The organism is Frateuria sp. GZRe14 (assembly GCF_051900395.1).
In the GTDB taxonomy this organism is placed as follows: domain Bacteria; phylum Pseudomonadota; class Gammaproteobacteria; order Xanthomonadales; family Rhodanobacteraceae; genus Frateuria_A; species Frateuria_A edaphi.
Genome location: NZ_JBHZGJ010000001.1, coordinates 2823435 through 2847816, shown reverse-complemented (window position 1 = coordinate 2847816; position 24382 = coordinate 2823435). Strand labels below are relative to the sequence as shown.

The window sequence follows — 24382 nt, the reverse complement described above, 5'->3', positions numbered from 1 at the left end:
CGACAACGAGAATGCCATGCAGATCGCAGACAACACCGTCGCCTCCTTCCACTACACGCTGACGGACGACGAAGGACGCGTCATCGACAGCTCCGAAGGGCGCGAGCCGCTGTCCTACCTGCACGGTACCGGGCAGATCGTCCCGGGCCTGGAGAAGGTGATGGCCGGCCGCCAGGCGGGCGATCAGTTCAAGGTCGACGTATCGCCCGAGGAAGGTTACGGCGCGCGCCATCCGGAACTGATGCAGGAAGTGCCGCGCGAGGCCTTCCAGGGCGTGGAGGACATCCAGCCGGGCATGCAGTTCCAGGGCCGCGGCCCGCAGGGCGCGATCAATGTGACCGTGGTGCGCGTGGACGACGACAAGGTGCACATCGACGGCAACCACCCGCTCGCGGGGCAGACCCTGCATTTCAACGTCGAGGTGACCGACGTGCGTGAGGCCAGCGCGGAAGAACTGCAGCATGGCCACGTGCACGGCCCGGGCGGCCACCACCACTGAGCCGGACCACCATGCAGGAGCCTGCAAACGGGCTCCTGCATGGCGTGAGGCTCAGTACCAGTCGAGCAGCGAAACGCCCAGCCCCAGGTACGTGGCGTTGTGGTTGTAGTCGATCAGGCTTTCGCCGTAGCCCTTGAACACTTCCATGTAGCCGCGCAGGTTGCCAGCCAGCGGGAAGCTCCAGGTGAACCGCGCCGCGCCGTGGCTGCGGCTGCCGCCCCGGAAGGAATGGCGCAGCATCATGCCGAACTCCTGGCCGTTCCACTCGCGCACGATCTGGACGTCGCCCCGACCCATGTAGTCGCTGATGTCCGGGTTGTTGTCGTCCGTGCCCCCCTCGGGAATGCGCCACCAGGGACGCAGCATCACCGTCCAGTCGCCGCGCTCGAAGCCCACGTTGGCGACCACGCGATTCCAGCTGCGCGAGAGCGGGTTGGATTGGCCGTTGGACTGGTGGTTGATGCCGATGCCGAGCAGGCGACCGTCCCATCCGAACACCTGGTAGTGGGTGTCGAACACGAGCATCGCCTCGGGCTCGTAGTTGGTCTCGCGGAACGGCCGCGAGGCATGGTCGTTGTAGACCTGCCAGCGCGAGGACTGGGTATAACCCAGCCACAGGTCGCCCGCGTCGCCGAACACGCCCTGCCATAACTTGGTCTTGAAGCTGATCTGGAACTTCGCCTCGATGTTCTCCAGCTGCTCCGGGTGGGTCACGGTGTTGAGCGGGTTGGGGCTTTGCGGGCGCTCGTTCTGGTTGCTGGTGGCGAAGACCGGCATCAGGAACACCGGCTTGTAGCCGCGTACGTTGTACGTCCCCAGCTTGGCTTCCGGCGCCAGTTCCCAGCGACTGTCCAGCAGTGACATCGGCGTGGACACCTCCGGATTTCCGCGTGCGGCGACCTGGCCCGGGAGGCGGTCGTGCCCGAACACGCTGGGCAACCGGGTTTCCTCGTCCGCGCGCTTCTTCGCCACAGGCAGGTTCACTCGGCCGGTGGCGTGGTCGTAGCAGGCCAGCCGCTGCGCGTCGCTTTCGATGGCGGTGCAGGCGCGGATGTCCATCGGATCGGGGTTCTGCGCGTGCGCCGCGCAGGCCCACAGGCCACCAAGTACCGCGACTACCGCGGCCGTACCGTGCTTGATCAAGGACGTCGCTCCCTACGGCAAAGGCGCGAGTCTAGCGAGCGGCATCCCAACCGGTCGTGACGGGAGGCAGGGGCCCACGCGGGAGATTCACGGCAACGCGGGAGGCGTCGCCCCATCAGGCACATGTTTCGCGCCGGCCGCGATCGGCCAAGACCGGCCAAAAAAAAGCCGGCTGCAGGCAGCCGGCGAGGGGAGTGTCGAGCGAAACTCAGTGCGACTGCCAGGCTTCGTACTCGCGCTGCGTGACGCGACCGTCGCGGTTCTTGTCGGCATAGTCGAAATCGTTGGCCAGCGGCGGATAGCTGGCCGCTTCCTGCAGGGTGATGGATTTCTTGCCGTTGGCCAGCTGGCTGAAGTCCGGCGCCGGGCCGGCGGAGGAAGCCGGCGGCATCGAGGACTTGAATTCCACGTTGGCGTTGCCACCGGCATTCATGCCGGCACCGTTCGCCTCGCCATTGGAGTTCATGTTGCCGTGGGAGTTCATGCTGCCGTTGGCATTCGCGTTGCCATTGGCATCCATGTTCCCGCTATGGTCCATGCCGCTTTGCATGCCCTGGTTGCCATTCATCCCGCCTGAATCGTTGCCCATCGGCGGAGGAGCGCTCGACGCCGGCGGCGGCATGGTCTGCATGCCGGAGCTGGTCGGTGGGGCAGGCGGCGTGGAATTCGGGTCGGGCGGCGGTGGTGGTGTCGGCGGCATGTTCGACTGCGGCGAGCCGGCCGGGGGAGGCGGCATCGGGGTGGTCGGCGGCGGGGGTGCGGGGGTCCCCGGATCCGTCGGCGGCGGCGGTGTCGGGGGCGTCGGAACGTCCTGCGCCATCAGGACCCCGGACGCCAGCAGCGAGCTGGCGACGAGGGCGGACAGCCATGGCTTGCGGAATTTCATTATCGATACTCCATGCCAGAATGCGGGTGCGCGGGTTGAACGCATTCGATGGGGTCGCCGCGCTTCCGGCACGCTAACAAACGATTTGTAAACGCGGCCTCATCTTGCGCAGCAGGGTTCCGTGAAGTCCCAGACCACGTTGTCTTCCGCTTTATCCAGCCAGATCGCGCCGTTGAGCCTGTCGCAGGCCCGTCGGCTGCACCTGGCCGCCCAGGGCCTGCTGCAGCCATTCGATCGCCGTCCGCGGCCCGCCGACGTGGTCGGGGCGATCGAGCGCATGCGCTTGCTGCAGATCGATTCCATCCATGTGGTGGCGCGCAGCCCTTACCTGGTGCTGCATGCGCGCCTGGGCGACTACGACGGCGCCTGGCTCGACGACGCGCTGGCCCAGGGACGCATCGCCGAGTGCTGGGCGCACGAAGCCTGTTTCGTGCCCGCGGCCGACCTGCCCATGCACCGCGCCTGGCGTGAGCGCGGCGCGCACTGGGCGCACCGCCATGCCGCGCGCATGCATCGGGACCACCGCGCCGACATGGACGAACTGCTCGAGCGGATCCGGGCGCAGGGCGCGGTGCGCGCGGCCGATTTCCCGCGCGCCGACCGCGGCGTCAGCGGCTGGTGGGAATGGAAGCCGGAGAAGCGCTGGCTGGAGGCCTGGTTCGCGCTGGGCGAGCTGATGATCCCCCGGCGCGAGCGTTTCCAGCGGGTCTACGACCTGGCCGAGCGCGTCCTCGCCAGGCTCGATCCGCCGTTCGTTGCGAGCCAGCTCGACACATCCGGCCTCCGTCGGCGCTTCATCCTCGACAGCGTACGTGCGCTGGGCATCGCCCAGGCACGCTGGGTCGCCGATTACTATCGGCTCAAGCCCGCGGTGGACGAGGCGGAACTGGCGCCTCTGGTCGCGGCGGGCGAACTGCTGGCGGTACCGGTGCAGGGCTGGAGCGTGCCCGGCTACGTGCATCGCGAGCATGCGCCATTGCTGGACAAGGCGCGCGCCGGCCGGTTGCGTGCCACCCATACGGCCTTGCTCTCGCCGTTCGACCCGCTGGTGTGGGACCGCGCCCGCGCGCAGGCCATGTTCGATTTCGAGTACGCGATCGAGTGCTACACGCCCGCGCCGAAGCGCCGCTACGGCTACTACGTGCTGCCGATCCTGCATCGCGGCAGCCTGGTCGGGCGACTGGATGCCAAGGCACACCGTGGCGAGGGCGTATTCGAGATCAAGGCGCTGTTCCTGGAATCGGGCCAGGAGGTTACCCCGCGCTTGGTTGCGGATGTGGGCGATGCGATCGCGCGCACGGCCACCTGGCATGGGACGCCGGAGATTCGGCTCGAGCGTAGCGAGCCGGCAGCATTCGGACGGGCCCTGCGGGCAAACTGGAAGGCGGCGCGTTAAGCGACCGGCGAAACCTCACCCGCCGGAGGACGGGCGGGCGAGCGATCAGGACAGATCAGTCGCTGCTGCGCGACGCGGCCGGCGCGCCTTCGCAGGACTTGCCGTGCAACGCCTGGCGCAACTGGCTCGCCAGCGAGTTGCAGCGCGTGGCCAGATTCGGGCGGATGGCCGGATCCTGCGAGTCGCGCAGCAGGCTGGTGCGCATGGCTTCGTAGCGCCCCTGGATCTCGTTGGGCTTGTAGACCTGCGCGGCGCGATGGCAGGCCATGTAGCTGGCGAGATAGTCGTCGCACGCCGGAATCCCGGTACTGTCGGGCAGTTTGCTCGCCTGTTCCGGTGTGCCGGCCGCGGCGGCGTGGTTGCCATGGCTGGCGTGTCCCGCACCGCGGCTTTCGCTCGGCTGGGCGCGGGGTGTCGCCGGGGTTTCCGATGCCGACTGCGACCCACTGGTCCCGGTCGAGCCGGAACGGGCCGGATGGTTTGCGCAACCGGTCAGCATCAGGCCGAGCAGGGTAATGGTCAGGCGTGGAAGGGCGAGCTTCATGGCGGGCGTTCCTCTGGCGACAGGCAAGGCCGGCAACGAGGCTGGCGACCTCTACACTAGACAAACGGCACTGTGAAGAAAATCTGAAATTTCCCGTGCTGGCGGGCCTTCCGCCGTTCAGCCATGTCGGTCGCACAGGGGATCGGTACCGGCTATGATGCGCCCACTGCGTTTGCCGGGGTCACCAGAGTCACGTGGCCCGATGCCGCCGACCGGCGCTTCATCGAATCACCCCTAGGGTTTTCCTTGCACACCAGTAAGTCGGCCCCGCACGTTGCGGCGGTCGAGTCTCTTTGATTAAACCTAGTGGAGTGTTTCATGTCTGATCGTCAGATCGGTACCGTCAAGTGGTTCAACGACGCCAAGGGCTTCGGCTTCATCAGCCGCGACAACGGTCCGGACGTGTTCGTGCATTTCCGTGCCATCAGCGGCACCGGCTTCAAGAGCCTGCAGGAAGGCCAGAAGGTCAGCTTCAAGGTCGTGCAGGGCCAGAAGGGCCTGCAGGCCGACGAGGTCATGCCGGCCTAAGCGGTTCCTCCGCGAAAGCTACGAAAGCCGGGCAGCGATGCCCGGCTTTTTTGTGTCCGAAAGGTCGGTTTCGCGGCCCGCTTGCCTTGGCGAAATTTCCGTTATGCTTGGGGCACTGTGTCTGCTCGGTCCACGTGCGTGCCCCGAAGCGGGATTCGTCCGAATCGCGCCTCGCTCCACCCGCTCCCTGCATGCCCAGTAAGTCGTCGGCCAAAGGGGAGGTCGACTTGTCTCAGCATCGTGCAGAACGGAGTGAGTCATGTCGGATCGTGAGATTGGCACCGTCAAGTGGTTCAACGACGCCAAGGGCTTTGGCTTCATCAGCCGGGAGAGTGGCCCCGACGTCTTCGTGCATTTCCGTGCCATCAGCGGCACGGGCTTCAAGAGCCTGAAAGAAGGGCAGAAGGTCAGCTTCAAGGTCGTGCAGGGCCAGAAGGGCCTGCAGGCCGACGAGGTCGCACCAGCCTGAGACAGGCGGAGTCTTTTCAAAAGGGCCGGCGCAAGCCGGCCTTTTTTTGTGCGTGCGCCGCGGCCTCGCTAGCCTTGGACTTTTCGGCAGGTTTTCATGGACGCCAATCCGACCGCTGCTGTGCGGGTCATCCGCGTGACTGCCTCCGACGGCGCGGCCAGCGAGTTGTTGCTGGTCGGGAAGCCGATGGGCGGGCGATGGCTTTACTGGTTGCCCGCGATGGGTGTGCCGGCGAAGCATTACCTACCGCTGGCCCAGGCGCTGGCGGCGCGCGGCCTCGGCGTGGCGCTTCACGAGTGGCGCGGCATCGGTTCCAGTGACCGGCGCGCGTCCAGGCGCCAGGACTGGGGCTACCGCACCCTGCTTCAGGACGACCTGCCGCAAGGATTCGCCGCCGTGGGCGCCGCCTGGCCAGGAACCACCGGCTACCTGGGTGGCCACAGCCTCGGCGGGCAACTGGCGACGATGTTCGCCGGAAGGCATTCCGCGCAGATCGCGGGACTGGTGCTGGTGGCCAGTGGCTCGCCCTACTGGAAGAACTTCCGCCGCGCCTGGCTGATCGCCACGGCATACGTGGCGGCGCCCGTGCTGGCCCGACTGTTCGGACATTTTCCCGGGCGTCGGATCGGCTTCGGCGGCAACGAAGCGCGCGGGGTGATCGTCGATTGGGCGCGCAGCGGACGCACCGGCCGTTACGCCGCCGCAGGCGTGGGCGACCTGGAGCCGGGCATGGCAACGTTTGCCAACCCGCTCCTTGCCCTGCGTCCGAGCGACGACTGGCTGGGTCCGGCAGCCTCGTTGGAATGGCTGCTCGGCAAGCTGTCCCGCGCGCGCATCACGCGCGGGGTGCTCACACCGGATGACCTGCATGGGCCGGCCGACCATTTCGGTTGGATGAAGACGCCCGAGCCGGTCGCCGCGCGCATCACGGGCTGGCTGGAATCGCAAGTCTAGGAGCCACGATGGGCCCGCACGAAGAGTGGGCGGCGGCCCTGCCTCTTGAAGCCCAGCCCACACGGCGTCATCTGATGGCATTGTCTTTCGACAAGGCCACCGCATGAAGCTGTTCACTTCCTTTGTGCAACGCAGCCTGACGCTGCGCAACCGCATCGTCGTCGCGCCGATGTGCCAGTACTCGGCGACCGACGGCGTGCCGCATGACTGGCACCTGGTGCACCTGGGCAGCCGTGCGGTGGGCGGTGCGGCGGCGGTGGTCGCCGAAGCCACCGCGGTCTCGCCGGAGGGGCGCATCTCGCCCGGCGACACCGGTATCTGGAATGACGCACAGGTGGCCGCCTGGAAGCCGATCACCGCCTTCATCCGCGGCCAGCACGCCGTCGCGGGGGTGCAGCTGGCGCACGCGGGGCGCAAAGCCAGCGCGCAGCGTCCGTGGGAGGGCGGCGGTCCGCTGGCGGCAGGGCAGGGCGACTGGCCAACGGTGGCGCCTTCGGCGATCCCGTTCGATCAGGGCTGGCATACACCGCAGGCGCTGGACGACGCAGGGCTGCGCAAGGTGGTGGACGACTTTCGTGCGGCCGCCAGGCGCGCGCTCGCCGCGGGCTTCCAGCTGGTCGAGGTGCATGCGGCGCACGGTTACCTGTTGCACCAGTTCCTCTCGCCGCTCAGCAACCATCGCACCGATGCCTATGGCGGCAGCTTCGAAAACCGCACGCGGCTGGTGCGCGAGGTGCTGGCGGCCGTACGCGAGGTTTGGCCGGACACGCTACCGCTATGGCTGCGCGTCTCCGCAACGGATTGGGCACCGGAGAGCGAGGGCGTACAGGGCTGGAACGTGGAGGAAAGCGTGCGGCTGGCGCGCGAGGTCAAGTCGCTGGGCGTGGATCTGATCGACGTGTCCAGCGGCGGCGTGGTGCCGCACGTGAGGATTCCGGTCGGCCCCGGATACCAGGTGCCGTTCGCCGCGCGGATCCGGCGCGAGGCGGAGATCGCCACGGGCGCGGTGGGCTTGATCACCGAATCCGCCCAGGCGGCAGGCATCATCGAGAAGGGCGAGGCGGATCTGGTGCTGATCGCCCGCGAGAGCCTGCGCGATCCGTACTTCCCCCGCCGCGCCGCACAGGAGTTGGGCGTGTCGCTGGTCGCGCCGGTACAGTATCAGCGCGCCTGGTAGCGCCCGGAGGACCGACACATGGACCACACGCCACGATTGATCGAAGGACGCAAACACGACCTGGGCGACGGGTTCACGGTGCGACGCCTGCTGCCCGCGCTGCTGGCGCGGCACGTCGGCCCGTTCGTGTTCTTCGATCACATGGGACCGGCCGACTTCGCGCCGGGCAAGGGCATGGACGTGCGACCGCATCCGCACATCGGCTTGGCCACCATCACGTGGTTGTTCGAGGGGGCGATCCGCCACCGCGACAGCCTGGGCAGCCTGGCCGACATCCGCCCGGGCGAGGTCAACTGGATGACCGCCGGCCGCGGCATCGTGCATTCCGAACGCACGCCGCCGGACGAGCGCCGCGACGGCCAGCGACTGCACGGCATCCAGCTGTGGGTGGCGCTGCCGCGCGAGGATGCGGAAGTCCCACCGGAGTTCCACCACCACGGCGCGGGGGAGCTGCCGCGCATCGGCCGGGATGGCGCCGAACTGCTGTTGATCGCGGGCACCGCCTACGGCGAGCGCTCACCGGTTAAGGTGTTCGCACCGATGTTCCTGATCGAGGCCAATCTGACCGAAGGCGCCACGCTGGAATGGCCGCGCGAGCACGCCGAGCGGGGCGTGTACGTGGTCGAAGGTGAAGTGGAAATGGGCGACGTCGTGGTCGGCGCCGACCGCATGGCGGTGCAGGGCGGAAACGCCGCGGTGCCGTTGCGCGCGCGCGCGCCAAGCCGGCTGATGCTGTTCGGCGGAGCGCCGCTGGATGGCGAGCGGCATCTGTGGTGGAACTTCGTGGCCAGCTCGCGCGAGCGCATCGAGCGTGCCAAGGCCGACTGGGCGACCGGGCACTTCGGCGTGGTGCCGGGCGACGACAAGGAATTCATCCCGCTGCCGGAGCACTGAGGAGACCGAGCGCTGGTTTGCGCTACCTGAACGACCGCTCGCGCCGTGCGTAGCTCGCCAGCGAGCGAAGTCGAAGCGCACCTGTGCGAGCGGTTCCAGGGCCTGGCTTGCCCTTCAACCCCTGCGCCGCGCCTTTGCGCTCCTGGCGATCGGAAATTTCGGAACACGGGTTGGCTTGTACCCGGTGCCGGGTAGGCGCACGCTCGTGGCATCGCTCGCCGGATACCGTTCTGCGCCATGTCCGAGTTCACCCGTTTCCGCGATTTCTACCCTTACTACCTGGGCGAACACCGCAATCCCGCCTGCCGCCGGCTGCATTTCGCCGGCAGTACGCTGGTGTTGCTGGTGATCGCCGTGGCGCTCGTGACCCGCGACGCACGCTGGCTTTGGTTGGCCCCGCTGGCCGGTTATGGCTTCGCCTGGGTCTGGCATTTCGTGTTCGAGAAGAACCGCCCGGCGACTTTCCGCCATCCGCTCTACAGCCTGGCCGGGGACTGGGTGATGTACTGGCAGATCCTGCGCGGCCGCCAGCGGATGTAGCGAACCGCCTGCGGAAACCGTTGTGGACCCTCGGGCGCGACCGCCGCCTCCTGGGTCCGGCCAAGAAAGTTACTGCAGGCTAGGATGGGCCTCGACCCGGCGCTTCGATGCCATGGCGGGCTGAAGCCCCTGCCAGGTCATCAGGCCCCCAGGGCCTGGTCCTGCTCACCCAGCCAGTCGTGGTAATTGCGCAGTTTGCCGAGCTGGAAGCGGGAGACGTCCTCGATCACCGCCAAGTGGTACCACTGCTCGCCGCGCACGGTCACGGCCGGGTGCAGCAGCGCTTCCGGTTCGCGGATGCCTTCGTGGAAGTAGCCGTCGCCCTCGCCGAACCATGGCAATCGGTCGCCTTCGCGCAACGCGGCCAGCAGTACTTCCGGGGCACCCAGGTCGCTGGCGATCTCGTAGTGCGCCCGCAGGTCCTCGTCGGTCTGCACCAGCACGAAGCGGCCGCGGCCGCGCTCGTCCAGCAGCAGCAGGCCGGTGGGGTTGACGTGCAGGTAGCACTCCACCGCCGGGAAGTCGCCGACCAGGCCGCGGAAGGCCTGCTGGAAGGCGCGGTCGCGCAGGAAGCGCACGTTGCCCAGCGCCAGTGCTTCGGCGACGAACCCGCCCACGCGCTCGAAGTAGCGCCGCTGCAGCGCGCGGATGGCCAGTTGCAGCTTGTCGATCGCCTGCGGATCGCTCTTGCGGATGAAGCGGTCGATCACGCCGGCGTTGAAGGCTTCGATGGCGGTGCAGTCGTCAGCGGTGCCGGTCAGCAGGATCTTGCCGATGTGGGGATTGGCCAGTTCGCGGCAGAACGAAATGCCATCCATCTCGGGCATGGTCAGGTCCACGACCACCACCGACACCTCGGCGAAACGCTCCGGGTCGAACATCACGCGGTGGATGGAATCGATGTCCAGTGCGACCAGTTCGCGCGTCTGCGAGGAGCGGTCCTTCCAGTGGTACATCCAGCCGCCACCCGGCACGGCGCGGATGCCGTGGCTGCCCAGTTCGGCCAGCGCCTTGCGCGGCGAGCTGTAGCTGCGCAGGCGCAGGGCCGGATCGAGCAGCAGGGGCATGCTGTCGAGGTATGTCTCGTGGTCGTCCACCAGCAGCGTGGTGGTGGGAAAGTGGAACGGCAGGATGTCGCCGTGAAAGTCGATGCTCATGCCGGAAGTCCCTGTCCTGTTGGCACGCATGGCGGGAACGCCACGAAAAACTCGGTGTATTCGCCCCAGCGCGAGCGGCAGCTGATTCGACCGCCCATGCGCTCGACGGCACTTTGGGAGAAAGCCAGGCCGATGCCCAGCCCGGTGCCGTCGCGGCTTTCGCTGTAGGAATAGAAGCGGTTGAAGATGCGCGGCAGCACGTCGGGCGGGATGCCGGGCCCGGTGTCCCGCACGCGGATGCAGTGGCAGCCCGCATCGCTGTCCAGGCTCACGTGGATCTCGCCCTTGCCGGCCCGGCCGGTGTGGAACAGCGCGTTGCGCAACAGATTGAAGAGCACGTGCGTAAGCAGCGTCTCCGAACCCATCAGCACGAAGTCGGTGGGCTCGGCCGACAGCTGCACGCGCTCGCGCTCGGCCTGCGAGGCATATGGATAGCGCGCCAGCGCCTGCGCCACGCAGGCGCGCGCCTGCAGTGGCTCAAGCTGCAGCGTACCCATCGGCCTGGCCGCCATCAGCAACATGTCGATCACGGTGTGCGCGTGGTTGACCTCGTGTTCGATCACCGAGATGCCGCGCTGCAGGGCCTGCAGGTGCGGGTTGCGCAGCGCGGCCACGGGCAGTCCGGCGCGCTCGGCCACGCGGTGGCTCTCCAGCAGGTTGGGCAGGTACCGGCCAATCGCGCGACCGGCCATCTGCACCGAGCCCAGCGGCGTACGCAGCTCGTGCGCGATGTTGTTGGAAGCGCCGATCAGCGCCTTGACCTTGGCCTCGTCGGCGAACTTCTGCGAGAGGCTGGCCAGCGGCCCAAGGATCAGCGTCAGCGCCAGCAGCGGTGCGTATTGCAACAGCGCGTGCCACGGCCAGGCCCCGTGCGGCCCGAGCTGGAACGCCAGCGCGGCCAGCGCCGTGCCCAGGCTGCAGATGAGCGCGAAGCTGGCCAGGTCGAACAGCATCATGGTGATGAAGATGGAGAACAGGTGCGCACCCATCCAGACGATCGTGCCGCCGTTGCGCAGCCACAGGTAGCCGAAGAAGAACGGCAGCACGAATGTGATCACCGCGTACCAGTACAGCGGCAGCCACGGCTTGAACGAGCGCGGCCACCAGCGTTGCCACGCCAGCGGCAGCAGCGCCGCGCAGCCGGCGAGGTGCAGGCCGAGGTTGCTGTAGGGCTGCGGCAGCACATAGGTCCACAGGAACCAGTACAGCGGCATGAACAGCCCGCCGAGCAGGCACATCACCGGCATCATCGGCTGCGAGTAGCGCGCGCGGGTGAACATCGCATTGTCCACCCGCCGCCGCAGCTGCTGCAGCCGCGAGCGGCGGCGGTGCGTCGTGTCGGTCGTCCCTGGCATCAATATGGCATCCGGCCGTTGGCGTTTGGCTTACCGGTATTGCTCGTGGCAGGACTGGCAGGCGTCGCCGACCGGCTTGATCGCCTGGGCGAGCGCCGCGCAGTCGGTCGGATGCGCCTGCACCGCGCCCTGCAGGGCCGTACGCAGGCGACCTGAATGGTCGAGGAAATCCTGCTCGGCGCCCGGGAAGGCGACGGGGATGTCCGATGCGGTCGACTGCAGCCGCAGCAAGTGGTCGTTGACCTGCGCGGCGTCGCACTGCTTGGTCTTGACCGCCTGGCCGAGCGCGCCCATGTGGTGGCCCATCACTGTCATCACCGCGTGCGGCATGGGGTTGCGATTGCCCAGCGCCTTCATGGCGAAGACGGTGCCGAGGACGCCGATGACCAGGCCGAGCAGGATCAGGAGTGCGGAACGTGCATTCATGGTGGACCGCCCTTGGAAGTTGTGAACAGCCAGAATACCGAAGCATTGGCGGCTTTCGTAGCCGTAAAATGGGCTTTTCCGCGTAGGAAACCGCACGCGATGGCAGGCAGCATCCACCTCGTCCCCGGGCAGGCCGCATGACCGGGCCGCACTATCCGGTCGAACGCTTCGAAGGCGTCGAGCGCCTGTACGGACGTGGAACCATCGAGCGACTGATGGGCGCCCACGTCTGCGTGGTCGGCATCGGGGGTGTCGGTTCCTGGGCGGTCGAGGCGTTGGCGCGCAGCGGCGTGGGCCGGTTGACCTTGATCGATGCCGACGATGTCTGCCTGTCCAACACCAACCGCCAGCTGCACGCGCTGGACGGCCAGTGGGGCAAGCCCAAGGTCGGCGTGATGGCCGAGCGCGCGCATGCGATCAATCCGCGCATCCGGCTGGAGGCGATCGAGCGCTTCCTCACCACCGCCACGCTGGACGACTTGCTGGACCGCGGCTACGACGTGGTGCTCGATGCCTGCGACGCCTTCCGCGTCAAGCTCGAGGCGATCGCCTGGTGTCGCCGGCGCAAGCTGCCGATGGTCACCGTCGGTTCGGCCGGCGGCCGAACCGATCCCACGCAGATCCGCGTGCGCGATCTTTCGCGCACCGAGCACGATGCGATGTTCAGCCTGATCCGCAAGAAGCTCCGGCAGGATTTCAATTTCCCGCGCAATCCGGACCGCTATTTCGGCGTATCGGCGGTGTATTCGCTGCAGAACGTGCAGTACCCGCAGCCGGACGGCTCGGTCTGTGGTTTGCGCCCGCCCGGTGGGGATTCGCTCAACCTGGCCTGCGGCGGCGGGCTGGGGGCGGCCACCCACATCACCGGGGCGTTCGCGTTTGCGGCGGTGGGAAAGGTGCTGGAGAAGGTGCTGGAGAAGTAGCTTGTCTTCCGCCTCCCTCGCTGGGAAGCGGACCGAGGTGAAGCGCCGTGGCTCGGGGGAAGCGCGCATAAGAGCGGCCGCTTTGCAGCTTTCCGTAAGAGTGGCCCCTCGCCCCAGCCCTACTCCCGAAGAGGGAGCTACATCACCACCCCATGTAATGCCCGCCGTTGATCGCCAGGTTCGATCCGGTGATCCAGCTGGCCTCTTCGGTGGTGAAGAACGCCACCGCGTGAGCGATCTCCTCCGGCTTGCCCAGTCGCCCGATCGGAATCTGCGCCACGATCTTCTCGCGCACCTCCTCGGGCACCGCCATCACCATGTCGGTCGCGACGTAGCCGGGCGAAACCGTGTTCACCGTGATGCCGAACTTCGCATTCTCCTGCGCCAGCGAGATGGTGAAGCCGTGCATGCCCGCCTTGGCCGCGGCGTAATTGGCCTGGCCGTACTGGCCTTTCTGGCCGTTGATCGAGCTGATCTGCACGATGCGGCCCCAACGGCGCGCGCGCATGCCCTCGATCACCGGACGGGTGACATTGAAGCAGGCGTTGAGGTTGGTGTTCACCACCTCGGTCCACTGCTGGTAGTCCATCTTGTGGAAGGTGGCGTCGCGGGTGATGCCGGCGTTGTTGACCAGGATCTGGATCGGGCCGCACTGCGCTTCCACTGCGCGCACCATGGCTTCGGCCGAGACCGGGTCGGCCACGTCGCCCGGCACCATGCACACGTCGATCCCTTCGGCTGACATGCGGGCGCGCCAGGCCTCGGCCCGGGTCGCGTCGCGGTAGTTGGTGGCGACTTTGTGTCCCTGGCGCGCCAGGTTGCGGACGATCGCGCTGCCGATGCCGCCCGTGCCGCCGGTGACCAGTGCGGTGCGTGGGTTCATTGCGTGCAGTTCCCGGTGAGAACACGCCGGTGCTGGCGTGCCCTTGCATGTATACCCCAACTTCATGACAACTGCTGCCGGCCTGCCAGTGAATCCAGTCGCGGCTGCTTTCGGCAAACGCTTCAGCCCCCGGCATCGGGGACGGCGGGCTGAAGCCCTCCCTACAGGGTGCGCGCAGCCAGGCGGGGCAGGCGGGCCGGGTCGAAACGCTCGAGCGCGGCCTGCAGAAGGGCTGCGGGGCTGTCCGCGCCCGCGGCCGTCTGGACGTCCAGGAATGCCAGCGCACGCCGCAGCGCCGGCAGCGGATCGCCCGGGTCCACCGGATGCGCCTGCCCGGATTTGGAAAGCTTGTGACCCTGCCCGTCCAGCGCGAGCGGCAGATGGCGATAGGCCGGCGTGGGATAGCCCAGGCAGCGCTGCAACAGGATCTGGCGCGGCGTGGAATCGAGCAGGTCGGTGCCGCGCACCACCTCGGTGATGCCCTGGAAGGCATCATCCACCACGCAGGCCAGCTGGTATGCGTAGTAGCCCTCGACACGGCGGATGACGAAATCGCCGGCTTCGTCGCGCAGGACCTGCCGCTGCGGGCCCTGCAGCGCGTCGTCGAAGGCGATGGTCCCGTCGGGAACGCGCATCCGCCAGGCCGGCGGACGGTCGGGGTCGGGCAGGGCGATGCAACGACCACGGTGCAGCCCGCCTTCGGCCGCCAGTTGTGCCCGGCTGCACCAGCAGGGAAACGCCAGGTCCGCCGCGCGCAACCGGTCGAACGCCACGTCATAGGCAGCCTGGCGCTGCGACTGGAACAGCGCGGGCGCATCGGCCACCAACCCGAACGCCGGCAGCGCGTCCAGGATCGCCTGCGCCGAGCCCGCCACCTCGCGAGGCGGATCGATGTCCTCCACCCGCAGCAGCCATCGCCCGCCCGCATGGCGCGCGCACAGCCAGCTGCCCACCGCGGCCACCAGCGAGCCGAAGTGCAGCAGGCCGGTGGGTGAGGGGGCGAAGCGGCCGCAGTAGGTCATCGCACGATTCTAAGGGCGCGGGCACCGGTTCACCCGCCGGCAACGGAAGCGGCGCGAGCATCCGTCCGTCCGGTGCCGAAGGAGAACGCGATGACCGATGCAACCGAGGGCCATGACGATCCGCGCGAGCACACCCGCAAGATCAAGGGCATGCTGCGCGAGGCCATGGATCACGTGCGCGGGGACGTGCCGAAGGTTTCCGATCCCAAGGCGCAGGCGCTGTTCGAGACTTCCGCCGAGGTGCTCGGCGGCTTGATCGCCGCCTACGAGCATTTCGAGCAGCGCAGCGAAGCGGCCTGGCGCTGAGCCATGGAAGGGCCCGAGCCCGGGAATGAAGCAACCGATCCGCGGCGCCGCCGCTGGCTGGCAGGCGCAGGCCTGGCCGCGCTCGGCGGCCTCACGGCCGCCCTGCCGCTTGCCGCCCGGGCGGAGGAGGAAAAATCCACCGACGTGCTGGCCGTGGAGGACCTGATGCGCGAACACGGCGTGCTGCGCCGCGCGCTGCTGGTCTATGCGCAGGCCGCCACCCGGCTACACGCCCGCGAGACGATACCCGCCGACGGGCTGCACCGGACGGCTGCACTGTTCCGCCATTTCGGCGAGGACTATCACGAGCACAGCCTGGAAGAGCGGCACGTCTTTCCCGCCGTGGTGGCGACCGGCGGCGAACCGGCGACGATTTGCCGCATCCTGGCCACGCAGCACGAGCGCGGCCGGCAGATCACCGATTACATCCTGGCCTCCAGCGCCGGCAAGGGCATCGACCAGGCCGACATGGCGCCGCTGGCCGAGGCGCTGGACGGACTGGTACGCATGTACCAGCATCACACGGCGATCGAGGACACGATCGTCTTCCCGGCCTGGAAGCGCATCCTGACGCCGGCCCGATACAGCGCGCTGTCCGAAACGTTCGAGGCGCTGGAGCGGCGCATGTTCGGCCATGACGGCTTCGAGGACGCGGTCGACGAGATCGGGCGCATCGAACGGGCCTTCGGCCTGGCCGACCTGGCCGCGCTGACAGCTCCGCCCCCGCCGGCATCGCCGGCGCGCTGAGCCTCCCGTCGCGCCGGCAAGCCTCTCGCCGTCCTCTTGAAACCATGGCACGCCGCCCCGAGTCTCAGGCTGCGGCGAAAGCCGCTTTTCCATGACTGCCAAAACGAGACAGCCGTGCGTCGAATCGTCCTTTTCCTTGCCACCAACATCGCCGTCCTGCTGCTGCTGAGCATCGTCTGCCGCCTGTTCGGCATCGACCAGTGGGCCGCCGCCCGCGGCTACGGCGGCATGACCGGCATGCTGGTCTTCGCCGCCGTGTTCGGCATGGGCGGCGCGTTCATTTCACTGGCGATGTCCAAGACCATCGCCAAGTACTCCACCGGCGCCCGGGTGATCGAGCAGCCGGGCACCGAGGCGGAGCGCTGGCTCGTCGACACCGTGCGCCGGCACGCCCAGGCCGCCGGCATCGGCATGCCCGAGGTGGCGATCTACGACGGGCCGGAAATGAATGCCTTCGCCACCGGCATGACGAAGAACAGTTCGCTGGTGGCAGTCAGTTCCGGCCTGCTGCAACAGATGGACCGCGAGCAGGTTTCGGCCGTGCTCGGCCACGAGATCGGCCACATCGCCAATGGCGACATGGTCACGCTGACGCTGATCCAGGGCGTGCTCAATACGCTGGTGATCCTGGCCGCGCGCGTGGTCGGCAGCCTGGTCGACAGCTGGCTTTCCGGCGGGCGCGACAATCGCGGCGGCGGCGGCATCGGCTACTTCGTCACCGTGATGGTGCTGCAGGTAGTGTTCGGCCTGTTCGCCTCGATGATCGTGGCCGCGTTCTCGCGCTGGCGCGAGTTCCGCGCCGACCGCGCGGGCGCGCAGTTGGCCGGGCGTGGATCGATGATCTCCGCGCTGCAGCGGCTCAAGAGCGACCACGGCGCCACCACGCTGCCCAAGGCCATGGCCGCGTTCGGCATCTCCGGCCACATGGCCGCGGGCCTGCAGCGGTTGTTCATGAGCCACCCGCCGCTGGACGAGCGCATCGCCGCGCTGCAGGCGGCCCGCGCCTGAACTTGAGCCCCTCTCCCTGGGGAGAGGGCTGGGGCGGGGTTCGTTGGCGCCGGGCAGATCGCCTGCCCGAGCCCTTTCCCGCCTTTGGCACCCGCTCCCCGGTGGGAGGGGACATGTCTTTTGTCGTTACCTGGGAAGCATCACCGCAATGACCGCATCCACCGAAACCCGTAAGTTCGAAGCCGAAGTCAGCCAGGTCCTGCACCTGGTCACCCACTCGCTCTACTCGCACAAGGAAATCTTCCTGCGCGAACTCGTCTCCAACGCCTCCGACGCCTGCGACAAGTTGCGCTTCGAATCGATCGCGCATCCGGAGCTGCTCGCCGGCGAGGGCGAACTGCACATCGACGTGAGCTGGGACGAGCAGGCGCGCACCGTCACCGTGCGTGACAACGGCATCGGCATGAGCCGCGACGAAGTAGTGGCCAACATCGGCACCATCGCCAGTTCCGGCACCCGGCGGTTCCTCGAAGCGATGAGCGGCGAGCAGAAGGCCGACGCGCGCATGATCGGCCAGTTCGGCGTGGGCTTCTACTCGGCTTTCGTGGTGGCCGACCGGGTTACGGTGCTTACCCGCCGTGCCGGCGCGCCGGTGGAAGAGGGCGTGAAGTGGGAGAGCGACGGCAAGGGCGAATATTCGCTGGAACAGGTCGAGCTCGGCGAACGCGGCACGACCGTGGTCCTGCACCTGAAGGCCGACGAGGACGAATTCCTCAAGCGCTGGCAGCTCGCCTCGCTGATCCGCAAGTACTCCGACCACGTCGCCTTCCCGATCCGCATGCCCAAGGAAGAAGCGGGCAAGCCGACCGCCGAGTGGGAAACCGTCAACGACGCCGGCGCCCTGTGGACCAAGCCCAAGAGCGACATCAGCGACGAGGACTACCAGAGCTTCTACAAGTCGCTCGGGCACGACTTCAACGATGCGCTGGCCTGGACGCACAACCGCGTCGAGGGCAGCCAGAGCTTCACCACGCTGCTTTACCTCCCCGCGCAGCCGCCGTTCGACCTGATGATGGGCGGCCGCGACGAGCGCAAGGGGCTGAAGCTCTACATCAAGCGCGTCTTCATCATGGACGCGGCCGAGGAACTGCTTCCCAACTACCTGCGCTTCGTGCGCGGCGTGGTCGACGCCGATGACCTGCCACTCAACGTCAGTCGCGAGATCCTGCAGCACAACCGCCAGCTCGACCGCATCAAGGCCGCCTGCGTCAAGCGCGTGCTCGACCTGATCGAGAAGCTCGCGAAGGACGAGCCGGAGAAGTTCGCCACCTTCTACAAGGCGTTCGGCAACACGCTCAAGGAAGGCATCGCGGAGGACGCCAACAACCGCGAGCGCATCGCCAAACTGCTGCGCTTCGCGTCCACCCGGGGCGAAGGCGCCCAGCAGGCGGTGGGTTTCGACGACTACATCGGCCGCATGAAGGTCGGTCAGGACGCCATCTGGTACATCACCGCCGACAGCTACGCAGCCGCCGCCGGCAGTCCGCAACTGGAAGCGTTCAAGGCCAAGGACATCGAAGTGCTGTTGATGTCCGACCGCATCGACGAGTGGATGCTCGGCTCGCTGAGCGAGTACGACGGCAAGAAGCTCCAAAGCGTCGCCAAGGGCGAGGTCCCGCTGGACGAGGCCGACAGGAAGAAACAGGAAGAAGCGGCCAAGGCTGCCGAGCCGTTGCTCGCGAAGCTCAAGGAACTGCTCGGCGATCGCGTCGGCGACGTCAAGGTTTCCGCCCGCCTCACCGACAGCCCTTCGTGCCTGGCGCTGTCCGACTACGAGATGGCGCCGCACCTGGCCCGGCTGCTGCGCGAGGCAGGCCACGACATGCCCGAGAGCAAGCCCACGCTGGAGGTCAATCCGAAGCACCCGCTCGTGAGGCGCGTTGAGACGGAGGGCGACCCGGCCAAAGCGAACGATCTGGCCATGTTGCTGCTGGACCAGGCCGAGATCGCGGCCGGTGCGCAACTGCCCGATCCGGCAGCGTTCGTGCAGCGGATGAACCGCGTTTTGCTCGGCTGAGCACCGCGACCAAAAAAAAGCCCGCCACATGGCGGGTTTTTTTTTGTTCCCGTACCGACCGAAACGATCAGTTCGCCAGCGGTTCCACCACCGTGGGTTGCTGCACGCTGACCGCCGTACCGGCCGCCGCCACGATGATCGCCAGGATCGCTGCCCACTGCATCGGGCTCAGCTGCTGGCCCAGCAATGCCGCGCCCGCCATCGCCGCGATGGCCGGTTCCAGGCTCAACAGCGTGCTGAAGGTGCGCGCCGGCAATCGGGTCAGTGCGACCATCTCCAGCGAATAGGGCAACGCCGAGCTGAGCAGCGCGACGCCCAATGCGTACGGCAGCAACGTCGGCGACAGCAACGCGGCGCCGGCGTGCGCGACACCGAACGGGATCACCAGCAGGGCGCCGATCGAAATACCCAGCGTCACCGCGTCTGCGCCGTGACTCGCGCCGACTTTTTTCCCCAACACGATGTACAGCGCCCAGCCCACGCCGGCGGCCAGCGCATACATCACGCCGACCGGATCGAGCGCCTGGGCCTGCGCCCGCAGCGGGAGCAGGAGCAACAGGCCGCCGACCACCAGCGCGATCCAGACGAAATCGAGCGGCCGGCGCGAACCGAAAAGCGCCAGCGCCAGCGGCCCGGTGAACTCCAGCGCGACCGCGATCCCCAGGGGGATCGTGCGCAACGACATGTAGAACACCAGGTTCATGGCGCCCATCGAGAGTCCGTAACCCCACAGCGCGCGCCAGTCGCGCCCGCTGCGCGGGCGCCGCCACGGCCGCCGCCACAGCAACAGGATCGCTGCGCTGAGCCCGAGCCGGTAGGCCGTCGCCCCCTGCGCGCCGACCTGCGGGAACAGATGCTTGGCCAGCGACGCACCGCATTGGTACGACACCATGCTGATCAACAGCGCGCCGATCGCAAGCACGACGGGCGCAATGGCGGAGCGGGAGAACATCTGGGCACCGGGACGGGGAAAATCACTCCGACCATGATGCGCGCCGGCCAAGTCAAAACCCACCGCCTTGGGCACGCTGTCGGCGCCATTGCTGACAGCATGCTGGCAGTAGAAGCAAAAGCGGAAGGTCCGGCACGTAACGCTGCCCGTGCAGTGGCGTAGCGCGAGCAGTGGCCGGCAGTGGCAGGTGACCGCCCAGGTGCAACGGCGGGCGCCGGCCCCGGGACCAGCTCGATGTCGCTCCTGGCGCCTGCTGCCTGCCGCGCAAGGGCGGCCGCTGGCAAGCGCGAAGGCAAGCTTGCATGGGCCGGGGCCTGAGCGGCGCGCTACCGATCGTCCGGCGCGGGCCAGCGGCGCATCGCCTCCGGCGCCACGCCAACGCGACGGCACGAGCGGCTGACCACGCCGCTCTCCTTCAGGGCGGCGCGGAAGGCCGGGGCCATCGACCACAACAACCGTGCGGCGACGCGGGCCTGCTGGCGCTGCCGGGGCGTATGGCGCAGCAGTTCGCTGGCCCATGGGGGCAGCAGCGCGATGCCGGCGTTGAGGAACACGTCGCGCGAAAGGCCGGCGAGCGGGACGGGCAGGCGCACGTCGGCGAGGATACGCAGGACCTCGCGCGAGCGATCGGTATAGGCCAGTTGCGGCCGGATACCGGCGAAGTAGTCGTTCGCCTCGCCCTCCGACGCCGGCACGTTGCGCGCGCCGAGCGCTTCGGCAACGCGCCGCACTTCGTCGTAGTAGCGGTCGGCGATCGCGCGGGGAACGGCGCGGTGGGCAAAGCGGCGATAGCCGGCAAGGAAGCTGTGCGCTTCGGTGACATGCACCCACGTGAGCAGGGCCGGATCGTCGGCCGAGTACGGTGTGCCGTCCTCGCCCGTACCTCGCACGAAACCGTGGATGTGGCGCACGCGCTCGATCAGCCCTTGCGCAGCCGCCCGCGGCGCGTAGGTGGTGGCGCCAACGAAGGTGGTGGTGCGGCGCAGGCGGCCGACCAGGTCGCCGCGGAAGTTGGAGTGGTCCCACACGCCTGCCAGCGCCAGCGGATGCAGGGTCTGCATCATCAACGCGGCCAGGCCGCCGGCGAGCATGCCGGGGAAGTCGGCGTGGATGCGCCAGGTCACGCTGTCCGGGCCGAACAGCCCGGGATCGCCACGCGGGTGGTCATAGTCCAGCGAGCCGCCGGGATCGCGCGGGAAGGCGCCCAGTACCCAGCGGCGAATCGGTTCGTGCGTGGCGCGGCGAAGCAGGTGCAGTGGCGAAGCCATGGGCGCAAGTATAGGGATGCGCCCTTCATGGAGGCCTTCGGTCGGTCTTGTCCGACTGGCGAAGGCTTCGCTTCGGCTTCAGCCTTCCGCGTTGGCGACCGCTGCGGCGTGCGCCTGGCTGGCGGCCGCCACGGCGGTCGGCGTCGGCAGGACCAGCATCGCGCTCATCACGGCCAGGCAAAGCAGCATGCAGGCGGCAAAGAAGCTCTGCAGCAGGATGGTTTCGAATTTCATGGTGGTTCTCCGCGTGGTTGAAGGGAAGCTTTCGCGGATTGGATGGCACGAGGCGTGCCAACGTTTAAAAGCACGGCGCCATGCGGTTTTCCAGGCACCGAGCCGGCGCGCAATGGCCGTCCGCGGACACCGGCTTCCGCGTCCGGACACACTCGCGGACGGACACGAACGCCTTTCCCGTGCGCTGCCGGTCCGTGACGGCACGGTCGCGCCGGGCGAGCTAGCGTGGAGCCATCGCCACCGAGGTCGGCAGCGCGAGAGGTGCCCGATACGATGTTCCGCGTAGGCCTGATTTCCGATACCCATGGCCTGCTGCGCCCCGCAGCGATGGATTTCCTGCGCGGGTGCCAGCGCATCATCCACGCCGGGGACATTGGCGGCGTCGCGCTCATGGAAGCGTTGTCGGCAGTGGCGCCGGTCACCGCCGTGCGCGGCAACAACGACCGCGGCGAGGCATTCGCCGACCTGCCTCCAACGGCGACGATCGAATTGAGTGGCGTGCGGGTGCACGTTCTGCATGACCTCAAGGAACTGGCCATCGATCCGCGCGCGCAGGGCGTGCACGTGGTGGTCTCGGGTCACTCGCACAAACCGCTGGTCGAGGAACGCGAAGGCGTGCTCTACGTCAATCCCGGCAGCGCCGGGCGACGGCGGTTCAGGCTACCGATCAGCGTGGGCGAGCTGCTCATCGACGGGTGCGAAGTGATGCCGCGCGTGGTTGAACTGGATGGGTAGCGCGAGTTGCCCTGAAATCCTACGAACCTGAAGCCAGGCACCTTGCGGGTGCCGCGCATCCGGGTAGTGCGCACGCCCCGGCTGGCGGAAGCCACCTCCGGGTCATTTTCCGCTGGAAGTCAAAGCTGCCACGGCGCTGACTTCCACGTGGCTCCTCGCACGCGTACCAGGGGACCACGATCGGCCCGGCGCCGTGCATCTGAAGATCCCGGCGCACGCAGACAGGCTTCCGTCCGCGTGTCGTTCCTGGAAGCCGCGGACCATGGCGCGCTGCTGCTTGACGGCCAGGGCGAGGCGCGGTGGAAGTCTGGCGAAGGGGACCGACCAGGCGCACGCCGCCGAGGATGCACAGGGCCCGCCACGGGACGGGACGCGGCAGGGATTGCGTCGGCGTGCATAATCCAAGATCACACCTGCGTTGGCAGGTGGATGCCGGAGGGGGCTCATGGACGTGAGGGGAAAGCGGCAGTTTCGAGCGGTCTTGCGGGTGATTTTGAGTTTTGTCTCGTGCGTGCCGATGGCGCACGGCGCCAGCGGGCCTTCGCGTCCACGTGCCTATCCCGGCGCACCGGATCAGGTGCGCGTGTTTCTCGCAGAGGCCAAGCGCGCTGAGGCGCTGCACGACCCGTTGGCGCGCTGCCTGGCCTATCCGGACTATCCGGGCAATGCCTGGCCCAAGGGCCTGGTCGTGGCGTATTGCCATTACGAGCACGACCCCGCCGTGACCCTCGCAATGGTGCGCCAAGCGCTGGACAAGCACGCGCTGATCGGTCTGGAAGCGCGCTTCAAGGCGGACCTCGATCGGCATTTCGCCAAGGAGGATTTCAGTGAAATCATCCATCGCGATTTCGACAGCTTCGATGATTCACAAGAGGCCGGCCAACTGAGCCAGCAGTGGCTGGAGCAGTCGCCACACAGCGCCTACGCGTTGACCGCGCGCGGCGAATACTTCCGGCACAGGGCCACGACGGCACGCGGGTACGCCTGGGCTAGCGATACGCCTTCGGAAAACTTGCGACTAATGTCGGCATTCGCGGCCCAGGCGATTCCCCTGTTCCAGCAGGCGATAGCCATTGAGCCGCGCCTGCAGGAAGCGTATGCCGGGCTGGGCGACGTCGCTACGCTCGAAAGCGACCATGCCGACATCGCACGACATGCCTACGAAAAAGGCATGGCGATCGATCCTGGCTGCCAGGTGCTCACCGCCTACTACCTGTCGGCACTCAGCCCTCGATGGGGTGGCAGCTATCCGCAGGTGGTCGTGTTGGCAGAAAAGCTGAAGGCACACGTTTCCGAGCGTCCGCTGTTGGCGCTTAACACCGACTGGCCGCAGGTGGACCTGGCCGACACCGTGAGTCGGACCAGTTACGAGCAAGCGGTGAACTTGATCAGGCCAGTAGTGTTGAGGACCGCCAGCGCCGACGTGCTCGCGACCGCTGCACTGTTTTCCGACCACGTCCAAACGTCCGATCGCTGGGAGCAACTGATGATGTTGCTGGAGGCTGGCCGTTTCGAGGATATCGGTCGAAGGGCGACGCTGTTGCGCGATCGACTCCTCGTGTCGGTGGCGCACGAACCGGCCTGGGCCCAGCCCAGCTTGGCCGCCTTGGTGCGGAAGGATCCGAACGATAGCTACGCCCGTATGCTGCTTGCGACCTCGTATGTCGAGGGCGGAGAGCCGGCGCGTGCGGAGGAGGACTTTGTAAAGGTGATGGAAGATGCTTCGATGCGTCACGATGCGTTGTACGACGTGACCGTGGCGATGCTACAGGCCGGGCGCGCGGCCAAGGCGCGCGGATACGTGGACCGGTTCAACAGAGAGTACCCGGGCGACGGCCCAGGCTGGTTTCTGCGGGTGGGGGTGCTGAGGGCGCAGGGCGTCAATGCCGACGATCTCAACGCTGCCCTGCGCAAATTTGTGGAAACCGCCGACCGAAGCGATCCCAAGCAGGCCATGGAAGTGCAATACGCGCAAAGCGTGCTGGGGCAGCCCGAGGGTTCGCGGAGGGATTGAAAGCCAATCCCTGAGCCACGACTGCCCCGAGGCGCCGCGCATCGAGCGCATGCGGCGTGTTTGCGCGTTGCCAGTAACGGCTGTCGGTTCCCGCTTGAGACCCTGCCATAACCCAGGGTCCGCCGTCCGTCCGTGCCGGCCAGGACAATCCGATCAGGCAGCGGCGTACGCCACCGTAGGCGCATGGGCAGCCGCAGTGGCCGTGGGCATCGGCAGCACCAGCATTGCGCTCATGACGGCGACGCACAGCAGCAGGCAGGCGGCGAACAGGCTGTGCAGGATCAGGGTTTCGAATTTCATGGTCG

27 protein-coding genes are annotated in these 24382 nt (G+C 67.7%); 15 read left to right on the top strand and 12 right to left on the bottom strand.

What is annotated here, in order from left to right; translation table 11 throughout:
• The first annotated feature begins 16 nt into the window (after positions 1–16).
• Positions 17–499: an FKBP-type peptidyl-prolyl cis-trans isomerase gene (locus tag ACFWZ1_RS13000; protein WP_231321143.1), complete on the top strand. Its 483-nt coding sequence runs from the start codon at positions 17–19 to the stop codon at positions 497–499.
• A gap of 51 nt (positions 500–550) precedes the next feature.
• On the opposite strand, the gene ACFWZ1_RS12995 is transcribed toward ACFWZ1_RS13000, so the two are convergent.
• A complete protein-coding gene (locus tag ACFWZ1_RS12995; RefSeq protein ID WP_439666902.1) occupies positions 551–1639 on the bottom strand; it encodes a phospholipase A in 1089 nt (362 codons plus the stop codon).
• Positions 1640–1850: 211 nt separating this feature from the next.
• Positions 1851–2528, bottom strand: a complete 678-nt coding sequence (locus ACFWZ1_RS12990) for a hypothetical protein (protein WP_439666713.1) — start codon at positions 2526–2528, stop codon at positions 1851–1853.
• Between the two features lie 121 nt (positions 2529–2649).
• On the opposite strand from ACFWZ1_RS12990, the gene ACFWZ1_RS12985 reads away from it, so the two are divergent.
• Positions 2650–3924: a winged helix-turn-helix domain-containing protein gene (locus ACFWZ1_RS12985; RefSeq protein WP_439666712.1), complete on the top strand. Its 1275-nt coding sequence runs from the start codon at positions 2650–2652 to the stop codon at positions 3922–3924.
• 55 nt (positions 3925–3979) lie between these two features.
• On the opposite strand, the gene ACFWZ1_RS12980 is transcribed toward ACFWZ1_RS12985, so the two are convergent.
• Positions 3980–4468, bottom strand: a complete 489-nt coding sequence (locus ACFWZ1_RS12980; protein ID WP_439666711.1) for a hypothetical protein — start codon at positions 4466–4468, stop codon at positions 3980–3982.
• 318 nt (positions 4469–4786) lie between these two features.
• Here ACFWZ1_RS12980 and ACFWZ1_RS12975 point away from each other — a divergent pair, with 318 nt between their 5' ends.
• The 6 genes from ACFWZ1_RS12975 (at position 4787) to ACFWZ1_RS12950 (ending at position 9030) form a co-directional block, all read left to right on the top strand.
• Positions 4787–4996 carry a cold-shock protein gene (locus tag ACFWZ1_RS12975; protein WP_209614482.1) on the top strand — a complete coding sequence of 70 codons (210 nt, stop codon included), beginning with the start codon at positions 4787–4789 and terminating at the stop codon, positions 4994–4996.
• 259 nt (positions 4997–5255) lie between these two features.
• Positions 5256–5465 carry a cold-shock protein gene (locus ACFWZ1_RS12970; RefSeq protein ID WP_091333775.1) on the top strand — a complete coding sequence of 70 codons (210 nt, stop codon included), beginning with the start codon at positions 5256–5258 and terminating at the stop codon, positions 5463–5465.
• Between the two features lie 96 nt (positions 5466–5561).
• Positions 5562–6419 carry an alpha/beta hydrolase family protein gene (locus ACFWZ1_RS12965; RefSeq protein WP_439666710.1) on the top strand — a complete coding sequence of 286 codons (858 nt, stop codon included), beginning with the start codon at positions 5562–5564 and terminating at the stop codon, positions 6417–6419.
• A gap of 103 nt (positions 6420–6522) precedes the next feature.
• Positions 6523–7596 (top strand): NADH:flavin oxidoreductase/NADH oxidase, encoded by a 1074-nt coding sequence (locus tag ACFWZ1_RS12960; RefSeq protein ID WP_439666709.1) that lies wholly within the window; start codon positions 6523–6525, stop codon positions 7594–7596.
• Between the two features lie 18 nt (positions 7597–7614).
• Positions 7615–8490, top strand: a complete 876-nt coding sequence (locus tag ACFWZ1_RS12955) for a pirin family protein (RefSeq protein ID WP_439666708.1) — start codon at positions 7615–7617, stop codon at positions 8488–8490.
• 237 nt (positions 8491–8727) lie between these two features.
• Complete coding sequence (locus ACFWZ1_RS12950) at positions 8728–9030, top strand: Mpo1-like protein (protein ID WP_439666707.1); 303 nt, start codon at positions 8728–8730, stop codon at positions 9028–9030.
• Between the two features lie 140 nt (positions 9031–9170).
• On the opposite strand, the gene ACFWZ1_RS12945 is transcribed toward ACFWZ1_RS12950, so the two are convergent.
• The 3 genes from ACFWZ1_RS12945 to ACFWZ1_RS12935 are packed head-to-tail and all read right to left on the bottom strand — an operon-like array spanning position 9171 to position 11968.
• Positions 9171–10187: a response regulator gene (locus tag ACFWZ1_RS12945; protein WP_439666706.1), complete on the bottom strand. Its 1017-nt coding sequence runs from the start codon at positions 10185–10187 to the stop codon at positions 9171–9173.
• Positions 10184–11542: a sensor histidine kinase gene (locus ACFWZ1_RS12940; RefSeq protein ID WP_439666705.1), complete on the bottom strand. Its 1359-nt coding sequence runs from the start codon at positions 11540–11542 to the stop codon at positions 10184–10186. Before ACFWZ1_RS12940 ends, ACFWZ1_RS12945 begins: the two co-directional genes overlap by 4 nt.
• Positions 11543–11572: 30 nt before the next feature.
• A complete protein-coding gene (locus tag ACFWZ1_RS12935; protein ID WP_231321133.1) occupies positions 11573–11968 on the bottom strand; it encodes a cytochrome c in 396 nt (131 codons plus the stop codon).
• A gap of 137 nt (positions 11969–12105) precedes the next feature.
• Between ACFWZ1_RS12935 and ACFWZ1_RS12930 the strand changes: the two genes are divergently transcribed.
• Positions 12106–12891, top strand: coding sequence for a tRNA threonylcarbamoyladenosine dehydratase (locus ACFWZ1_RS12930; protein WP_231321132.1), 786 nt, complete (start codon positions 12106–12108; stop codon positions 12889–12891).
• A 142-nt stretch (positions 12892–13033) separates the two neighbouring features.
• On the opposite strand, the gene phbB is transcribed toward ACFWZ1_RS12930, so the two are convergent.
• Positions 13034–13774, bottom strand: coding sequence for an acetoacetyl-CoA reductase (gene phbB, locus ACFWZ1_RS12925; protein WP_231321131.1), 741 nt, complete (start codon positions 13772–13774; stop codon positions 13034–13036).
• Positions 13775–13935: 161 nt separating this feature from the next.
• On the bottom strand, positions 13936–14796 hold the full coding sequence (gene gluQRS, locus ACFWZ1_RS12920; protein WP_439666704.1) for a tRNA glutamyl-Q(34) synthetase GluQRS: 861 nt from the start codon (positions 14794–14796) through the stop codon (positions 13936–13938).
• A gap of 90 nt (positions 14797–14886) precedes the next feature.
• Between gluQRS and ACFWZ1_RS12915 the strand changes: the two genes are divergently transcribed.
• The 4 genes from ACFWZ1_RS12915 to htpG all read left to right on the top strand — a co-directional run bounded on the left by ACFWZ1_RS12915 (position 14887) and on the right by htpG (position 18874).
• A complete protein-coding gene (locus tag ACFWZ1_RS12915) occupies positions 14887–15102 on the top strand; it encodes a hypothetical protein (protein WP_439666703.1) in 216 nt (71 codons plus the stop codon).
• A 3-nt stretch (positions 15103–15105) separates the two neighbouring features.
• Positions 15106–15849: a hemerythrin domain-containing protein gene (locus ACFWZ1_RS12910; RefSeq protein ID WP_439666702.1), complete on the top strand. Its 744-nt coding sequence runs from the start codon at positions 15106–15108 to the stop codon at positions 15847–15849.
• A 114-nt stretch (positions 15850–15963) separates the two neighbouring features.
• Positions 15964–16857, top strand: a complete 894-nt coding sequence (gene htpX, locus ACFWZ1_RS12905) for a protease HtpX (protein WP_439666701.1) — start codon at positions 15964–15966, stop codon at positions 16855–16857.
• A 148-nt stretch (positions 16858–17005) separates the two neighbouring features.
• Complete coding sequence (gene htpG / locus ACFWZ1_RS12900) at positions 17006–18874, top strand: molecular chaperone HtpG (protein ID WP_439666700.1); 1869 nt, start codon at positions 17006–17008, stop codon at positions 18872–18874.
• Positions 18875–18941: 67 nt separating this feature from the next.
• On the opposite strand, the gene ACFWZ1_RS12895 is transcribed toward htpG, so the two are convergent.
• The 3 genes from ACFWZ1_RS12895 to ACFWZ1_RS12885 all read right to left on the bottom strand — a co-directional run bounded on the left by ACFWZ1_RS12895 (position 18942) and on the right by ACFWZ1_RS12885 (position 21328).
• Positions 18942–19826 carry an EamA family transporter gene (locus ACFWZ1_RS12895; protein ID WP_439666699.1) on the bottom strand — a complete coding sequence of 295 codons (885 nt, stop codon included), beginning with the start codon at positions 19824–19826 and terminating at the stop codon, positions 18942–18944.
• 326 nt (positions 19827–20152) lie between these two features.
• A complete protein-coding gene (locus tag ACFWZ1_RS12890; RefSeq protein WP_439666698.1) occupies positions 20153–21094 on the bottom strand; it encodes an oxygenase MpaB family protein in 942 nt (313 codons plus the stop codon).
• A gap of 78 nt (positions 21095–21172) precedes the next feature.
• Complete coding sequence (locus ACFWZ1_RS12885) at positions 21173–21328, bottom strand: hypothetical protein (RefSeq protein WP_231321123.1); 156 nt, start codon at positions 21326–21328, stop codon at positions 21173–21175.
• Positions 21329–21601: 273 nt separating this feature from the next.
• Between ACFWZ1_RS12885 and ACFWZ1_RS12880 the strand changes: the two genes are divergently transcribed.
• Together ACFWZ1_RS12880 and ACFWZ1_RS12875 are read left to right on the top strand one after the other, a co-directional pair.
• Positions 21602–22063: a metallophosphoesterase family protein gene (locus ACFWZ1_RS12880; RefSeq protein ID WP_439666697.1), complete on the top strand. Its 462-nt coding sequence runs from the start codon at positions 21602–21604 to the stop codon at positions 22061–22063.
• 445 nt (positions 22064–22508) lie between these two features.
• A complete protein-coding gene (locus ACFWZ1_RS12875; protein WP_439666696.1) occupies positions 22509–24077 on the top strand; it encodes a DUF4034 domain-containing protein in 1569 nt (522 codons plus the stop codon).
• Positions 24078–24230: 153 nt separating this feature from the next.
• On the opposite strand, the gene ACFWZ1_RS12870 is transcribed toward ACFWZ1_RS12875, so the two are convergent.
• Positions 24231–24377, bottom strand: a complete 147-nt coding sequence (locus ACFWZ1_RS12870) for a hypothetical protein (protein ID WP_439666695.1) — start codon at positions 24375–24377, stop codon at positions 24231–24233.
• Positions 24378–24382 lie beyond the last annotated feature (5 nt).

Bases quoted from the DNA above. Each gene is read 5' to 3' on its own strand.
- ACFWZ1_RS13000 (WP_231321143.1), top strand. From the start codon at position 17: ATGCAGATCGCAGACAACACCGTCGCCTCCTTCCACTACACGCTGACG.
- ACFWZ1_RS12990 (WP_439666713.1), bottom strand. From the start codon at position 2,528: ATGAAATTCCGCAAGCCATGGCTGTCCGCCCTCGTCGCCAGCTCGCTG.
- ACFWZ1_RS12980 (WP_439666711.1), bottom strand. From the start codon at position 4,468: ATGAAGCTCGCCCTTCCACGCCTGACCATTACCCTGCTCGGCCTGATG.
- ACFWZ1_RS12975 (WP_209614482.1), top strand. From the start codon at position 4,787: ATGTCTGATCGTCAGATCGGTACCGTCAAGTGGTTCAACGACGCCAAG.
- ACFWZ1_RS12970 (WP_091333775.1), top strand. From the start codon at position 5,256: ATGTCGGATCGTGAGATTGGCACCGTCAAGTGGTTCAACGACGCCAAG.
- ACFWZ1_RS12965 (WP_439666710.1), top strand. From the start codon at position 5,562: ATGGACGCCAATCCGACCGCTGCTGTGCGGGTCATCCGCGTGACTGCC.
- ACFWZ1_RS12960 (WP_439666709.1), top strand. From the start codon at position 6,523: ATGAAGCTGTTCACTTCCTTTGTGCAACGCAGCCTGACGCTGCGCAAC.
- ACFWZ1_RS12955 (WP_439666708.1), top strand. From the start codon at position 7,615: ATGGACCACACGCCACGATTGATCGAAGGACGCAAACACGACCTGGGC.
- ACFWZ1_RS12950 (WP_439666707.1), top strand. From the start codon at position 8,728: ATGTCCGAGTTCACCCGTTTCCGCGATTTCTACCCTTACTACCTGGGC.
- ACFWZ1_RS12945 (WP_439666706.1), bottom strand. From the start codon at position 10,187: ATGAGCATCGACTTTCACGGCGACATCCTGCCGTTCCACTTTCCCACC.
- ACFWZ1_RS12940 (WP_439666705.1), bottom strand. From the start codon at position 11,542: ATGCCAGGGACGACCGACACGACGCACCGCCGCCGCTCGCGGCTGCAG.
- ACFWZ1_RS12935 (WP_231321133.1), bottom strand. From the start codon at position 11,968: ATGAATGCACGTTCCGCACTCCTGATCCTGCTCGGCCTGGTCATCGGC.
- ACFWZ1_RS12930 (WP_231321132.1), top strand. From the start codon at position 12,106: ATGACCGGGCCGCACTATCCGGTCGAACGCTTCGAAGGCGTCGAGCGC.
- phbB (WP_231321131.1), bottom strand. From the start codon at position 13,774: ATGAACCCACGCACCGCACTGGTCACCGGCGGCACGGGCGGCATCGGC.
- gluQRS (WP_439666704.1), bottom strand. From the start codon at position 14,796: ATGACCTACTGCGGCCGCTTCGCCCCCTCACCCACCGGCCTGCTGCAC.
- ACFWZ1_RS12915 (WP_439666703.1), top strand. From the start codon at position 14,887: ATGACCGATGCAACCGAGGGCCATGACGATCCGCGCGAGCACACCCGC.
- ACFWZ1_RS12910 (WP_439666702.1), top strand. From the start codon at position 15,106: ATGGAAGGGCCCGAGCCCGGGAATGAAGCAACCGATCCGCGGCGCCGC.
- htpG (WP_439666700.1), top strand. From the start codon at position 17,006: ATGACCGCATCCACCGAAACCCGTAAGTTCGAAGCCGAAGTCAGCCAG.
- ACFWZ1_RS12895 (WP_439666699.1), bottom strand. From the start codon at position 19,826: ATGTTCTCCCGCTCCGCCATTGCGCCCGTCGTGCTTGCGATCGGCGCG.
- ACFWZ1_RS12890 (WP_439666698.1), bottom strand. From the start codon at position 21,094: ATGGCTTCGCCACTGCACCTGCTTCGCCGCGCCACGCACGAACCGATT.
- ACFWZ1_RS12885 (WP_231321123.1), bottom strand. From the start codon at position 21,328: ATGAAATTCGAAACCATCCTGCTGCAGAGCTTCTTTGCCGCCTGCATG.
- ACFWZ1_RS12880 (WP_439666697.1), top strand. From the start codon at position 21,602: ATGTTCCGCGTAGGCCTGATTTCCGATACCCATGGCCTGCTGCGCCCC.
- ACFWZ1_RS12875 (WP_439666696.1), top strand. From the start codon at position 22,509: ATGGACGTGAGGGGAAAGCGGCAGTTTCGAGCGGTCTTGCGGGTGATT.
- ACFWZ1_RS12870 (WP_439666695.1), bottom strand. From the start codon at position 24,377: ATGAAATTCGAAACCCTGATCCTGCACAGCCTGTTCGCCGCCTGCCTG.